General features: G+C 52.4%; 21 protein-coding genes. 11 read left to right on the top strand and 10 right to left on the bottom strand.

What is annotated here, in order from left to right; genetic code table 11:
* Positions 1-413 precede the first annotated feature (413 nt).
* From D1159_RS17600 to D1159_RS17575, 6 genes are all read left to right on the top strand, one after another.
* The gene (locus D1159_RS17600) at positions 414-962 is read left to right on the top strand and encodes a sigma-70 family RNA polymerase sigma factor (RefSeq protein ID WP_161846916.1); all 549 of its coding nucleotides are present in this window, start codon (positions 414-416) and stop codon (positions 960-962) included.
* On the top strand, positions 949-1,659 hold the full coding sequence (locus D1159_RS17595) for a DUF4367 domain-containing protein (RefSeq protein ID WP_161846915.1): 711 nt from the start codon (positions 949-951) through the stop codon (positions 1,657-1,659). Before D1159_RS17600 ends, D1159_RS17595 begins: the two co-directional genes overlap by 14 nt.
* A gap of 100 nt (positions 1,660-1,759) precedes the next feature.
* Positions 1,760-2,143, top strand: a complete 384-nt coding sequence (locus tag D1159_RS17590) for a hypothetical protein (RefSeq protein WP_161846914.1) — start codon at positions 1,760-1,762, stop codon at positions 2,141-2,143.
* 590 nt (positions 2,144-2,733) lie between these two features.
* Positions 2,734-3,858 carry a hypothetical protein gene (locus tag D1159_RS17585; RefSeq protein WP_161846913.1) on the top strand — a complete coding sequence of 375 codons (1,125 nt, stop codon included), beginning with the start codon at positions 2,734-2,736 and terminating at the stop codon, positions 3,856-3,858.
* A gap of 14 nt (positions 3,859-3,872) precedes the next feature.
* On the top strand, positions 3,873-5,624 hold the full coding sequence (locus D1159_RS17580; RefSeq protein WP_161846912.1) for a hypothetical protein: 1,752 nt from the start codon (positions 3,873-3,875) through the stop codon (positions 5,622-5,624).
* Between the two features lie 272 nt (positions 5,625-5,896).
* Positions 5,897-6,097 carry a hypothetical protein gene (locus D1159_RS17575; RefSeq protein ID WP_161846911.1) on the top strand — a complete coding sequence of 67 codons (201 nt, stop codon included), beginning with the start codon at positions 5,897-5,899 and terminating at the stop codon, positions 6,095-6,097.
* A gap of 341 nt (positions 6,098-6,438) precedes the next feature.
* Here the strand turns inward: D1159_RS17575 and D1159_RS17570 are convergent, their stop codons facing one another.
* The 3 genes from D1159_RS17570 to D1159_RS17560 all read right to left on the bottom strand — a co-directional run bounded on the left by D1159_RS17570 (position 6,439) and on the right by D1159_RS17560 (position 7,402).
* Positions 6,439-6,672, bottom strand: a complete 234-nt coding sequence (locus D1159_RS17570; protein WP_161846910.1) for a type II toxin-antitoxin system MqsA family antitoxin — start codon at positions 6,670-6,672, stop codon at positions 6,439-6,441.
* Entirely contained in the window at positions 6,669-6,884 is a 216-nt protein-coding gene (locus tag D1159_RS19850) for a DUF4258 domain-containing protein (RefSeq protein ID WP_347563723.1), read from the bottom strand. The genes D1159_RS17570 and D1159_RS19850 overlap by 4 nt, the downstream gene beginning before the upstream one ends.
* Positions 6,885-6,985: 101 nt before the next feature.
* The gene (locus tag D1159_RS17560; RefSeq protein ID WP_161846909.1) at positions 6,986-7,402 is read right to left on the bottom strand and encodes a hypothetical protein; all 417 of its coding nucleotides are present in this window, start codon (positions 7,400-7,402) and stop codon (positions 6,986-6,988) included.
* A 303-nt stretch (positions 7,403-7,705) separates the two neighbouring features.
* Between D1159_RS17560 and D1159_RS17555 the strand changes: the two genes are divergently transcribed.
* The 4 genes from D1159_RS17555 to D1159_RS17540 all read left to right on the top strand — a co-directional run bounded on the left by D1159_RS17555 (position 7,706) and on the right by D1159_RS17540 (position 9,149).
* Positions 7,706-7,978, top strand: coding sequence for a hypothetical protein (locus D1159_RS17555; protein WP_161846908.1), 273 nt, complete (start codon positions 7,706-7,708; stop codon positions 7,976-7,978).
* Between the two features lie 40 nt (positions 7,979-8,018).
* Positions 8,019-8,267, top strand: coding sequence for a hypothetical protein (locus D1159_RS17550; protein ID WP_161846907.1), 249 nt, complete (start codon positions 8,019-8,021; stop codon positions 8,265-8,267).
* A gap of 325 nt (positions 8,268-8,592) precedes the next feature.
* Positions 8,593-8,979 carry a hypothetical protein gene (locus D1159_RS17545; protein ID WP_161846906.1) on the top strand — a complete coding sequence of 129 codons (387 nt, stop codon included), beginning with the start codon at positions 8,593-8,595 and terminating at the stop codon, positions 8,977-8,979.
* The gene (locus D1159_RS17540) at positions 8,976-9,149 is read left to right on the top strand and encodes a hypothetical protein (RefSeq protein ID WP_161846905.1); all 174 of its coding nucleotides are present in this window, start codon (positions 8,976-8,978) and stop codon (positions 9,147-9,149) included. Before D1159_RS17545 ends, D1159_RS17540 begins: the two co-directional genes overlap by 4 nt.
* Before the next feature lie 136 nt (positions 9,150-9,285).
* Here the strand turns inward: D1159_RS17540 and D1159_RS17535 are convergent, their stop codons facing one another.
* From D1159_RS17535 to D1159_RS17505, 7 genes are all read right to left on the bottom strand, one after another.
* Complete coding sequence (locus D1159_RS17535; protein ID WP_161846904.1) at positions 9,286-10,029, bottom strand: hypothetical protein; 744 nt, start codon at positions 10,027-10,029, stop codon at positions 9,286-9,288.
* A 102-nt stretch (positions 10,030-10,131) separates the two neighbouring features.
* Positions 10,132-10,401, bottom strand: coding sequence for a hypothetical protein (locus D1159_RS17530; protein WP_161846903.1), 270 nt, complete (start codon positions 10,399-10,401; stop codon positions 10,132-10,134).
* Positions 10,402-10,804: 403 nt separating this feature from the next.
* Positions 10,805-11,107, bottom strand: a complete 303-nt coding sequence (locus tag D1159_RS17525) for an ATP-binding protein (protein WP_161846902.1) — start codon at positions 11,105-11,107, stop codon at positions 10,805-10,807.
* Positions 11,070-11,321: an ATP-binding protein gene (locus tag D1159_RS17520; protein ID WP_161846901.1), complete on the bottom strand. Its 252-nt coding sequence runs from the start codon at positions 11,319-11,321 to the stop codon at positions 11,070-11,072. Before D1159_RS17520 ends, D1159_RS17525 begins: the two co-directional genes overlap by 38 nt.
* A gap of 60 nt (positions 11,322-11,381) precedes the next feature.
* Complete coding sequence (locus tag D1159_RS17515) at positions 11,382-11,522, bottom strand: hypothetical protein (RefSeq protein WP_161846900.1); 141 nt, start codon at positions 11,520-11,522, stop codon at positions 11,382-11,384.
* 130 nt (positions 11,523-11,652) lie between these two features.
* The gene (locus D1159_RS17510) at positions 11,653-11,997 is read right to left on the bottom strand and encodes a hypothetical protein (RefSeq protein WP_161846899.1); all 345 of its coding nucleotides are present in this window, start codon (positions 11,995-11,997) and stop codon (positions 11,653-11,655) included.
* Entirely contained in the window at positions 11,998-12,249 is a 252-nt protein-coding gene (locus tag D1159_RS17505; protein ID WP_161846898.1) for a hypothetical protein, read from the bottom strand.
* 132 nt (positions 12,250-12,381) lie between these two features.
* Between D1159_RS17505 and D1159_RS17495 the strand changes: the two genes are divergently transcribed.
* Positions 12,382-12,741 carry a hypothetical protein gene (locus D1159_RS17495; RefSeq protein WP_161846897.1) on the top strand — a complete coding sequence of 120 codons (360 nt, stop codon included), beginning with the start codon at positions 12,382-12,384 and terminating at the stop codon, positions 12,739-12,741.
* The last annotated feature ends 258 nt before the right edge of the window (positions 12,742-12,999 follow it).

Genomic DNA, 12,999 nt, shown 5'->3' with positions numbered 1-12,999 from the left:
GCGGCCAGTCCGGGGCTTGGGGGAACCCCAACAAGCGGCCGGGGATATCCAAAAGGATATCCCCGGTCATTGCTTGCTTTTTCCGGTATGCAATATTATAATAGGTATGTATTTATTGCAACGTAACCATTATCTCGCTTAATATGCTTCCATATTAAGCGGTATGACAGCAAATTTGCTCACCCTCTGACAAGGACTGTTATCCATATCTCATCTGCCTTGAAGGAGTAAAATATGTATTTAGAAAAAAGAGCATTTATTCCAAATAATATCCAATAAATGGATTATATGGGCGCTATCATTTATTTTTCTTGCCTTTCCAGGTTCTATCAGGTACAATAGTTTGCAAAACGCAGGAGTTCAGTTTTTTGAGTACATGTGATGCTGTGACAACCCGCCTGCGAAGAGGTGTTATGATGCTTACCATCTTGCTTGCATTGTTGCCAGAAGAACATAAGCGGCTTTTCCTGGAATTTCACAGAAGATATGAGAGCCGCCTCTATGTAGTTGCGTTGAATATTTTGAAAAACCCAACACAGGCCGAAGATGCCCTCAGTGAGGCAATGCTCAAGATTATTGGGCACTTTGAAGATTTTCTAAAAATTTACGAAAATTCCTGCGAGAAAATCGGACCTTGGGCCGTTACTATAGTGAAGAACACAGCGCTGGACTTGCACAAGAAGGAAAGACGAAACGAAGCGCTAGATACAGATTGGGATAACCCGGCCCGAGAAGATACGGAAAGCCAAGCCGCATATCGTTACTTAGTTGCCGCAATCCGGACTATGCCAGAAACCTACCGGCGGGTTTTAGAGCTTAAACTTGTGGCTGAGTGGTCCGCAAAAGAAATTGCGCAGGCCACTGGATTAAGCGAGACCGCTGTCAATAACCGTATTTCACGTGGAAGAACGCTGTTGCAGCAAAAGCTGTATGCGGAGGGCTATGAATATGAACGACGCTGAATTTGACAACCTACTCCGCGAAGCACTGCTGGAAGCCGTGCGGGAGGACTGGGCCTCGGTTCTGGAGGAAGCGCCGCCTCCGGACCCGGAGTTTTCCGCCCGCTATCGCCGCAACCGCGCCAGGCTGTTGGCGGACCCCTTTGGCTATGCCAAGCGGAAAAGGCGGCCTGTATGGAAGAGCGCACTGCAAACAGCAGCCTGTTTCCTCTTGGCCGCAGGCATTGCGTTCAGCGGCTTGATGGTGTTCAGTCCGGAGGCCCGTGCTTGGGTGGCACGTGTGATTACGGAGTGGAGAGGCACCCACACCCAATACTCTTTTACCGGGGAACCACAAGCGTCTTCTGATATCGGAACTTGGCGTCCCCAATATGTACCGGATGGGTTTACTGAGACAGACGCTATATGTACAGAACGCAGAGCCTCTGTCATATATGAAGATCAGAGTGAAGGATTCATCAAACTCACTTATGCGATTATAGATGAAAATGTGAGTTTCTCCAACGACAATGAGCATAATGACTATTACTCTGTGACGATTGGGGATATCCCTGGCGATCTTTATGTGTCCAATAAAGAAGGAAAGCCTAGCTATTTAATATGGGTAGATGAAGTTCTGGGGATATCGTATCAATTAGTTTCTAATGTCGATTTTCAGGAACTTATTTCTATAGCAGAAAGCGTCCAAAAAATAAATTGAAATATTCGCGGAAAACATCAGAGATTTTTGCCTCCTGAATCGTTATATAGGTGAGAGCACCAATTGCTCTCTATATCTTGTGCGGAAGGAGGTGAAACATATGAGAAAGCGGCTTGTGTCTGCCTTTGTGTTGGTTGTGATGGTTCTGTCCTTGGGAACAGCTCACGCAGCACCACGCTGGAACAAAATCTGGACTTGTAATAGTAGTTTTTCTATTTCAGGGACTACAGCATCTTGTTACCTGGATGTTACGGCTGACCCTGGTACTAAAATTACTGCGAACATTAAAGTTGTCCGGGTCAACAGTAACGGCAGCGAGACCCCTGTGTGCTCCTGGAGAAATCTGACTGGGACTGGCTCTTATACATTTGACAGAACCTTCACCAGTTCTCTCTTGTCCCCCAGTGGTACTTACCGCATGTACTACACAGTTGATGCAGATGGAGTGGACTATATCGACAACTATGTAGTGTACAAAAAATGAAGCCTATCGGAAATACTTAGCTCATAAACCCATGCACTTTAGCAATGTAAGAAAACCCAGCCGCACGGGGAAGTCCGTGCGGCTGGGTTTTTACGTAGAATGCCTGTCAGAGATAAGCTCTCCATATAAGAACCTGTATTCATAACCGCTACATACCGCCTTGCCCGGTCTTTTGCCGCCCTGCGGCGTTGAAAAATCTTGAAATACACCCAGTATTCCTGCGATTTTTTGCCTTGCAGAGCGAAAAAATCCCTTGGCAATGCGGCATCTCCCAGTTATGAATACAGGTTCTAAGTCTATGCCAGTTTTGGAGGAAAAATTAGTTTTATTTCACAAGGAATATTTTGTAATTTTGATAGTCCTCCACTTTTTATACAAACCTTAAAATTATTTGAAAAATATCAGAGATTCTTGTCTCCTGAATCGTTACATAGGTGAGAGCACAAGTTGGAGTCCAAACCCTTTTTACAATTTGTCTCTACGCTATGGAGGAGGCGGTGATTCCCATGGACTAATTGGCAGGCAGCCGGTGGCTTTCCATCCTGGAAAGCGGGGGGCTGTCTAATCAAGAAACAAGGAGGGGAACTTTCATGGAAGGAGTCAGCCGTACACCACTCGCTGGCATTCCGGTGCAAATGGGAAAGTGGACGTATCTGGACATTACCAGCCAGGCGGTGCGGTCAGACAAACCGGCCGATGTAGACCAGATGACCGTGTATAAGCCTACGCCGGAGCAACGCCGCCAGCGTTGGGCAGTGGATTTCAGCGATTTCTCTCTGTCCAAAGATCCGGCTATGTCTGCGGTCAAACAGGTGATAGACGGAAAAACTGACGCCGCAATCCAGGGATTCTATGACGGAAGCGTATCGGAAGAGGAGCTCTCAGAGACATTTCAGGCCCTTTTCAAACAGTTTTCCGATGCCTGCAAAACCAACGGCTATCCAATCCCGCTGCCTGGGACAGACCGGTACATGGAGCAGGCAAAAATGGAGACCTTTTACGGCGAGTTCCGCAGGAAACTTCTGAGCAATGCTGTCCACCAGAGTGTAGAAGAGGGTAAGCAGTATGTGGCCGGAGATCCAATGGCCGCCCGAAGTTGGAAGTATTATAACTCGGACTACTACTACCAGAGCGAGGCCGCTATTTCCGCCATCAGCAAGGGTATTATGGATATCGCGCAGGAGAAGGGATACGATGATTTCTCCATCCCAGACTACAAAGCCAAGGGTCTGAACGAGTACTACAACTTCAACACTGCGTTCTCCAACAATTTCGCTGTGTCGGAACAGTATATCCTCAATCCGGACGCCGTGCCGCCCCGGAATTTCCAGTGGTTTTTCCAGACTGGCGCGAATCCGGATGACGGTCCGCAGATGATAACCTCGATCACCACAGAGTATCCCGACGGAACTACTGAAACAGTTTATCTCCAAAAGCCGCCTACCAAGTTCGACCCCAAGAACCCTTCCACCGGCATTACCTGGGCCAAGCTGCTGGGTGTGGACGGGAAGTGGCACACCGTCACCGCGGATATCATTTTTAAGGTCGATGACTGCAAAGACAACCTGTACAATATAGGAGACCTGCTCAAGTTCTCCACTGGCGACCCGGTCCAGGATGCCGCGGTCAACCAATTCTTCAAAAGTCTCCAAGTGTATCCGCGGGGACACTTTGAACGGATGAGCAGCAAACAAGGAATTAACCTTTCTGTATAGGAGGAACAAGTATCATGAAACGATTCTGGTCAATGTTATTATGTCTGGCAATGGTGCTGTCTCTCGGCGTGACAGCATTAGCAGCCGAACCTGTGGAGGAAGAGATTTCTCTTCTTCCCGACAATGCTGAGCCTCTGTCATATACCATTGGAAGCGGTACGCGGACGCCCGCCGTTGACCTGCCGCAAGAGAGCGCAACTTCCACAGGCAACGGTCTTACTCTGGTAGAGCCCCGTGTTTCAGAAGAGGAGATTGACTTTTCCTCTGCAATCCTCATTGCCGGCGAAGTTTCTGACAATAGCATTATGACTGCTGATGTTGCAGACAACCAAGCTCCTGTTGGAAAGCCGAGCATCTTTGTCATCAATCCGGAGTCTATGATTGACGGCCAGTATACTACGGCAACCATCTTTTATATTGCGACTCGTTGGAACAACCAGGACCTTTGTTATGACCCGGAGGGAGGCCCGCTTTTCCTGGCTACCAATAACTTCCCCGCTGGGTACATTACAGAGCTCAACGATGAAGATTACGGCACCTATGCTGGATATGCAGTGCGTATATTCAACAGAGGAAGCTATTTCTTCCAGTTTGCCATTTCTGATATGTATAATGGGATGACGCCGGTCACCTCGCTCAACCTCAACATTATCAGCCGGGGTGTATTTGAGACCATCGACGGTTCTCTGACCTCAGCCACAGCCGTTGACAGACATAGCATAACCGTGGATTACACTAACACAGACACCTACTGTCTGTCGCTTTTAAGAAAAGGGACCGGCGGCTTCAAGGTTACAGTGTATGATGAGAATGGGACGCAGTGTGGAACGTCCACCGTTTCCGATCTTCACACCGGTAATCGCGCAAAAGGCGCTATCGAATTGAAGCGGCCTGAAGGTGTCACAGGTTCCTACTCTTACTCAGTGTCCGTGGCAGCAGTTGACAAGTATTTCTCAGCTGGCGACACCACTTACCGGCTGGCCTACGGTGCGGAAGATCAGAAAGTCTACTTCTTTGAGGATGTATCGGATTCTATTGAGCTTCCGTATTATGTACCGTACCGTGATATGCTAAAAGACCATGACTACCGTTCCATCTGCGACCTTACGCCCAGCGACTATGGTGACTACTACAAAATCACCACCAAAGGCCCTGAGACGATTACTCTAACACAGAGAAGAGACTATTTCCGGTTTAAAATTTTGAGCACCAGCACCTTTGAGACGCTCTATGATAGCCGTGATTTGCAGCCTTATGACCCGTATGGTTCTTCTTCGTCGGTACCATTCGAGTGTATCTCTGTTAAAGTCAACTTTACACCTGGAGAATCGTATTACGTTGTGGTCTATAGCCCGGAGGGTGTAGGCGCACCTTATGGCTATGAAATTAGTGTTGGTGACCGTCAGCTTATATCGAGATCTGCTGAATACACCATCCCGGAAATGAGCTTTGTCAAGGGAACTCCACGGATGCTTAATTTTAAGCTGACTCCTGTGACAGGGCTGTCTGGGTATGTGAATACTGTGGACTATAGCGCACACACAGCCACTGCATACAACATGCACGGCTCTCAATTCTCGGTTTTGAGTCCTGGAACAAGCACTTGGAGAACGAATGTGCCTCATACCCGCAGTATTGATTTTGGGTTCAAAAGTGGGCAGCCCCTCGTAAATTGCGGCGGCACATGGCAGCTCCGTTTGACCCCGACCGAATCTGGTACTTATCCTGGTGCTAAGATTACCGTTTATTACATGTGCGAGATTTAGGACACTTAAAGGGATGTAGCTAGACAGAACGATGAGGTCCTGAGCCGGTAAGCTCAGATAAAAAGCAACTTGGGATATCCCAAGTTGCTTTGTGTTACAGTCCTTATCCCGCCCTGCTTCCGGACGTACCAAGACCTGGAATCCCTGCCCTTCAACGAGGAAAAGCTCCAACTTTGTCCGGACATTACTGTAAGTATGGACGCCACCCTCCTGAACCTAGTGAATGCCGACGGCACAACAGTTCCGCTTGTATCTTGGAGGCTGTCCGGTTGATGGAACGTGGAATTCACACAGAGCTAAAAACCTCTTTGGAGTGCTGCGAAATCCAAACAAAAAGTGGCCAATTTAGTTTTGCGGCACGAAGGGAGAGAGAGTCCAGCACATTGACCGATCTTGTGGTATGGCTTGATATTGTGGAGGGCTCCTTCACTGGTTTGCAGACGCTGCTGCCGGAAATTTGGGCGGAAGCCTGAAGAAATGCTGCCAAAACTGAAAGGCGTGTGCAGTCAGTGCTGCGCTGCATCAACACCCCCATACCTCTAATCTAATCGGTATGGGGGTGTTGATCTTAAAACGGAAAGAGAGTGATAAGCCCAGCAGTCGGCATTTTGTTTTGACAGGTCAATTTATCAAGAAAAGAACCGCTCCACCAAGTAAGGCATCCGCTTGTGTCAGGTTTAAGCAACGTCAAATTGAAAGATTTATCCCTTGTACATCCAGCATAGAATTACAAAAGGGGCTGCACCTTGGTGCAGCCCCAGCCTCTTTGCTACCTGTTCGGGAAACACTTGGAACAGGTCAATGGCGCTGCACATCAGGCCACATCCCGCGAATACTCCACAATGGCCACTTCGCTCATGATGCTATGCTTGACGGCCTCCACGATCTTCTCCAACTGCTGGGCCACCTCGTTGCTGTAGGACGCTTCCCCGCACTGCTGGCACACACGGGCAGGCACGTTCTTCACGACCACGACATACCTCCCCAGGTCAACGATAAACTTTGTCGTGGTTTCCTTGGTTTCGCCTTTGCAATAGAAGCATTTCATTGCTGCACCTTCTTCCTCGTTTTCAGATCAGCTTCCCATTCGTCCGGGGCAGGGTGATAAGCAGTTATCATCCACAGCTCACCAGGCCCCCGGCCGCAGCACACATGAAGGGCGCCCCCGGCGGCATCTGCTCCCAGCAGCAGGCAGCTGGGGTATGGGTAATCATCTGGGTACTGCTTGATAATCTCACCGCCCTGGATGGCCTGGATCACATCGGCCTGGGATATTCCCCGCTGAGCCGTTTGAGGACGTGGTCCGTCCAGCGGATATCCTCGCTGTCACACAGTTTTTGCAAGTCGGCAATATCCATGCGCTACCCCTCCTTGTCCGGTTTTTCCCCTGTAGCCGGGTTGATACCCAGCGCCAGAGACGACTTGTCGCGCTTGGCCTGTGTCTCCACCGCCCGCTCGACAAACTGCGGAGCGGCCTCGCCTGTCGCCTCTGCGGCCTCCTGTGCCGCTCTAATGGCTTGGGGAGGAAGAGATATACCCCCGCCCCCTGCGGGCCGTCCTGGAGCCTTCTGTGGCGTTTCTGGGGCCGTTCCCGGTTCCTGCTCACCAATGCAACCCAGCACAAAGTCTTTAAGAACTGTATTGGATGTGCTGCCCTGGCTCTCACAGTGCGCTTTAAATGCAACTGCCTGTTCTTTGCGAATTTTACAGGATAACACGGTCATGTTCTCCTTATCCCATTTGAGGGATGCCCTTTTTTGAGATTCCCGTGGGGCCATGCAGAAATACCTCCCTTCTTTACGATGTAGCTATTGTACCACAAAATATAAACGGTAGACAGTATAAAAACGAACAAAATCATACGGTAGACTTCGTGTATTTTGCCAGTGGATAAATAGGGTAGACCGTAGTATTCTGCTGCCAGAACGAGGGAACACCGGCCAAACAGAGAAGGCCCCCGGCAGGGGGTAAAGAACTGGAGGCAAGAGCGGGACAGGATTTCCGAGAGGGACGGGCCTGATTAGGACAGATGCCCCCCGCCGCCGGATTTCCCCCACATCAAACGAAAAGGAGAAAACACCATGACCGAGCGTATGATTGAGAACCGGGTCAAGAAGCTCCAGGCGCTGGAGGCCCAGCAGAAGGAGCTCGAAGCCGCCGATGCCATCCGGGCCAAGCTAAAAGCCGACATGGAGGAAAAGGGGCTGGATGAACTCAAAACTCAAAACTTCATCCTCCGCTGGAAGGAGATCATCAGCAACCGCCTGGACAGCAAGGCCCTCAAAGCTGCGCTCCCGGACGTGTACGGCCAGTTCTGCAAGGCCAGCACCAGCCGCCGCTTCACAATAGCATGAGAAAGGCCCCTTCCCAAAATGCAAGGAGGAATTTCATACAGTGAAAGAGAAGAAAAGCCAGTCCAGCGAAACCCCAGGTCTGAACGTGATCCAGCCCCAGGTGAGCGAGCGGACGAAATGGGAGATAGCCCTAGGTCAAAGCATGGGTGATTTGGCGGACACGATGCGTGAGCTGGTATTGGTTGAAAAGCTGACTGGCAGAGCTGGACTTCCCCAGCGGGTATGTTTAGCCTTTAGCGATGCGCTTATGTGCGCTATGAGATTTTCGGGGTGTGAAAATGAAAAATAACGTAAAATCAAGCCTCGCTTGTGAGCTTATTCAGGCCATCCATCAGACGGACGAATGGGACCGCATCTGGACACACGATCCGGCAATCCAAGAGGCCCGCTCCCATCTGGATGCAGTCATGGTGCCGATAGAATCAAAGGAGCTCCGTGACAGCCTTTTGGACGCGATATCCAAGCTGACAACAGCCTGTGAAACGCCGCCACCCGCTACGGGGCGCGTGTGACCCTGGCACTTCTGAATGCCGCGGGCAAGCTGTTCTGATACGAGCGGGGCCGCATTTACATAGCCTGACCTACCGGGCACACGGGGAGAAAGGAATACCAGCATGGATAAGAACATGGAGATTATCAGCCAGCCCATGGCCACCATCACGCAGACCAATGAGTGGTTCCGTAGCGTTGCTATCATGGACAGCCTAATGGACGCTATCGAACGCAACGATGCGTGGAACCAAATCCAGCAGACAGACCCCATGATCCAACAGGCAGGACAGGCCCGCTATGCGGCTGAAAAAGAGGCCGCTGCTGTCCTTCCCCGGGACTTGTTCAAGAGGCTTTCGGAAGCTGCGACCAGCGTAGAATCTGCCACGGTCTCGGCGGCTATCCTCTACGGTATGCGGGTGAGCACAGCCATCTCCGCCGCCACAGCAAACCAGGCGGATTTCTCCCAGTACATACTTGGCCGCACAAAGGAGGGCGCGGCGCATGGATGACCTGCGAACTGGCCCACCAGCTGGACGGAGTGCAGCTCAAGGCATTTCTGGCCGCCATTGCGGCATTGTCCGCAGGACTGGGGGATGTTGCGTCAATCGCGGCGGGAAATATTGTCCTGGCCTCGGCAGGCCACCCGCCCGTACCCACGTACGCCTCTGAAACCGAATAAGCGAAAAGGGAGCGGCTGCAAACCGCCCCCTTTCCTGTTGCAGCGCCCTCTGTGGGCCGTTCGTTGTGTGTTGCCTGGGTGGTTACACTTCCCGCCCCGTTGGCGTGCGCTCTACGGCCCCCTGTGCGGCCTTGGGCTATCTTCTCCAGCCGTTGAGCAGAGCAAGAATATCCTGGTCAATACGCTTGCCGAAGGTCTCGGCCACCTTCTCGCTGATTTCTTCCGTGATTTCATTATTGGAGTACATCATCTGCGTGGTAGCGGGACCATACCGTTCCTCAACCGGGAACCGGCTGGGGCCAATACGTTCATACACGCCACGGTGTCCGCCCATCTGCGCAGAAAAGGCCCGGTCCAGCGTTGCTGCCGAACCAGACCTTTTGACCTGCGTGACCACCTGGCCGCTGCCGTTAATGCGAGTGCTGGACTTCATCAGCGGGATCACATTCCCCCGGAAGCCGAACACCACGGAGATACCGCCGCCGGTCTCCCGGACAAAATAGTTGATGTTCCTGGTGCGGGCCAGAAACTCGCTCTGGCTGATAGTGTACTCTTTCGTAACCGCCCGCTTTGCAACTGTTTTTCCAGAATCTGTAGCACGTTTCAGCGCACTTCCCACCGCCTTAATGGTCTGGATATATGCAGCCGCCGCCCCCTCCGAGCGGGCCGCAGCTGCCTCCCGCCGGGAGATGATTTCCCTCATGTCCGCTATCTCAGCAGCGAGGCAGCCCACCGGATCGGCGGTACCATGGGAGCGGGGCATACCATCCAGGCGTTGCGCTCTGGGGCCAGCTGCGGCCATCAGTGACGCCAATAGCTCCCGTCCATCCTCCAACTGCTGCACCAGCTCCAGGTGGTGATCCAGTTCCTGCTTGGTCATTGCCCCTTAGCCCCTTTCGTGGTAGAATATAGGCGTCAACACCATCACGGGCAAAGGAGATGGGGGAGGCCGGGAGCTGCACCGGACTCCCCCATCTGTGGGCTATTGAAACTCCGCGCTATCCCCGGCCAGGGATGCTTGGAGCATAGCCGCGTTCAACGCCGCGGCCTTGTCTGCAATGCCGGCGAGCTGCTTACCCAAATCGTCCTGCAGCTCTTTGATTTTAGCATCCCGCGCATTGACAGCCTTTTGATAGCCGTTGATCGCATCATTGGCCAGTGCAATGGCAGTACGCCGCCGCTCTTTCACTTCCTGGAGCTGCTGCATGACCTGTTTGGCGGCCATGCCATCCAGGGCCTCTTTGTTTACCATGTCGATTTCCTCCTTGCCCTCTGGGCGCAGCGTTCAAAGCGGAACGGAAACGCCCTATTTTTTTGCCCAGTAACTACTTGGATTTTGGGGGCGGCGAGCCCGCAGCTTGGGTGGAGGGGGCGTCACAGTACCTTTTTTCTGCGGGAGAGCTGTTGCAACGCCTCACGGCGCCCGGGAGCGGCAGCGGACAGGGTAGACACCAGGGCCGCGCCCGCTGCCGCTCTATGGCTTCGTATGGGCTCGCTCGTATAACTCCAGCCAATCGGTGAGCCGCATGGTCACCAGCCAAGGTGAGCGGGAGCGCCGCGCTCAACGTCATGGCCACGCTCCCAGAGGATCGCGGCCAGCTCCCGCTCGCCGTCTGCGCCTTTGTGCTGTGATGATTTGCCCACGTCCGCACACCTCAGCCAAGAAGAATGCGCTGTGCAAGCTGCTTTCGTGCTTCAGCATTTCCTCTGCGTCTGCTCGTGCCGATCAGCTTGAGGCGCACAGGGCACATCTCCAGCACACGGTCATAGATACGGGCATACTGCATGGAGGCCGGGTGTTCTAGCTCCTCCATTGTCAGATTGGTGGTCACGACCACGGGCAGTTTGGAGCTGGCCCGGGCGTCGATGACGTTGAATATCTGTTCCGCAGCATAGGCGCTGTCCCGTTCCACCCCCAGGTCATCCAGAATCAGCAGCTTGTAGATCCAGACGGTCAAGGAGCTTTTGCTGCTCCTGTGTGCCCTGGAGCAGATTCAACAGCCGGGGGAAGTTGGTGGCCGCGACGGATACCCGTTTCTCCAGCAAGCCGTTCCCAATGCAGGAAGCATAAAAGCTCTTGCCGGTGCCAACGGTGCCGTGGAATAGAATTCCGATGTTTTCGGTCTGCATCTCCTTCCAGTGTTCAACGTACCGACGGCAGGCGTCAGACACTTTCGGCTCCGCGCGGTCATCCTGAGCAAAGGTATGGCGCAGCCCATCCGGGCAGGAAATTCAATCCTCGCGGCGGCGGGCCATATCCTGCTTGAACCGCTCCCACTCGGCCCGCCGCTCCTCCGCTTTGTCCGCCTCACGCTGGCACTTACAGGCAGCCCGCACTATGGTTGCCTTTCGTTCTCCGCGCGGGTTCACCATGCTGCCGCGCTCCCGGACGTAGGCCGCCACTTCTTCCAGCGTGGGAGGAACAAAATGTGACCATTGCCCTTTTCCGGGCGCGGGGGTGGGTGCGGGAGCCGCTTGCGGCTCCCCATCACCTATCCTTGCCTTACCTAACCTGGGTATCCATTTCGGAATCATCGGATAGTTTTACAAGGATTTCCCTGTAAATACTGGGGCGACATCGGTCTTTCTGGATGTAATTATTACGGCTCCAGTCTGTGATGTAGGTTACAAGGTCCTCATTCAGCACACGGACAAACCCCTTTGAGACCAGCACCCGCAGATCATCCTCATTGGCACCTGTTGTACGCATGACAGAAAACGCCTCCACAATGCCATCATCGTCTGCTGCCATACCCAGGTCATAGTAAAGCAAGCGGGACGTAGGCGGCATTCGCAGAAACCGCGCTGAGCCTATGATGGATTTTGCAAACATACATCTCTCAGTCATTCAGCATTCCAACTCCAATACTTTGATTTCTGCAATGATGTCATAGGCATCAAGGGCAGCATTAGACTGTGACGCAGAATCCGAATTTCCTGAAATGTAGCATTTGACCGCTGCGCCCAGGCATTCGTTGTCAAATGCCAGCAAATCCATCGTCAACCGCTCCATTTTCTCCCTCTTAGTCTTGTGTATTTGCTTCGCTTGCTCCAATTTAGCGGTTATCTCCGCTACTGCCTTTTTTGTGAGATTGTTCAAATTTCAGCCACCTTTCCGCTTTCGGCTGAGCCTTTACCCACTCCCGCAGTCCTTCCGCCGAAACAAGGGTGCGCCCACCCAGCTTAAAGGACGGGAACCCCTCACGGTTTATGTACTGGTAGATGGTGGGCTTTGACACGCCCAGGAGCCGGGCGGCCTCGGGCGCGGATATGGCCAGGGGTTTCGATTGCGTATCTGGAAGGTTATGCCACAGAAACTGAAGAAGCGATTTATAAGGCTCTACTTAGCGCAGACTACCGCGCTTTTGAGAAAATCACCGGCTTACCCGAAGGGGTTGCGCAACCATTACCAGCAGATATTCGCGCAGCTGCTGAAGAATATGTGCAACAGATATCAGATGCATCTGAGTCAAGCGATTCACCCGTTGGCAGGCTGGTAAAACTGTTCTGTTTGCTTAATGATGCTGGACAGGAAAAGGCATTGGAGCGATTGGAGGAACTGTCCGAGATGCCGCGATACCTGCGCACATGAGTGCCACAGGCAAAAATAAAAACCGCCCCGGTGCTGGAACACCGAAGCGATTAAGATGCGCAGAATACCAAGCAGGCACCTTCACGCCCTTTGATTGTACCATATCCGGGCGCAAGGTGCAAGAAAGGAGTTTTCAAAATGGCCAGAACCAGAAAAAGTGTAGGAGTACAATAGATATTGGACAGCAGAAGGATGAGGCTGCATCGGTTAAAGTTGAGTTACCACACTTAACCCAACCGGGAGGAGGCCACATCCTTC

The sequence above is a fragment of the Pseudoflavonifractor sp. 524-17 genome, from assembly GCF_009935845.1.
Lineage (GTDB): Bacteria > Bacillota > Clostridia > Oscillospirales > Oscillospiraceae > Pseudoflavonifractor_A.
The sequence above is the reverse complement of the archived record's forward strand: the minus strand, read 5'-3'. Positions and strand labels throughout refer to the sequence as shown.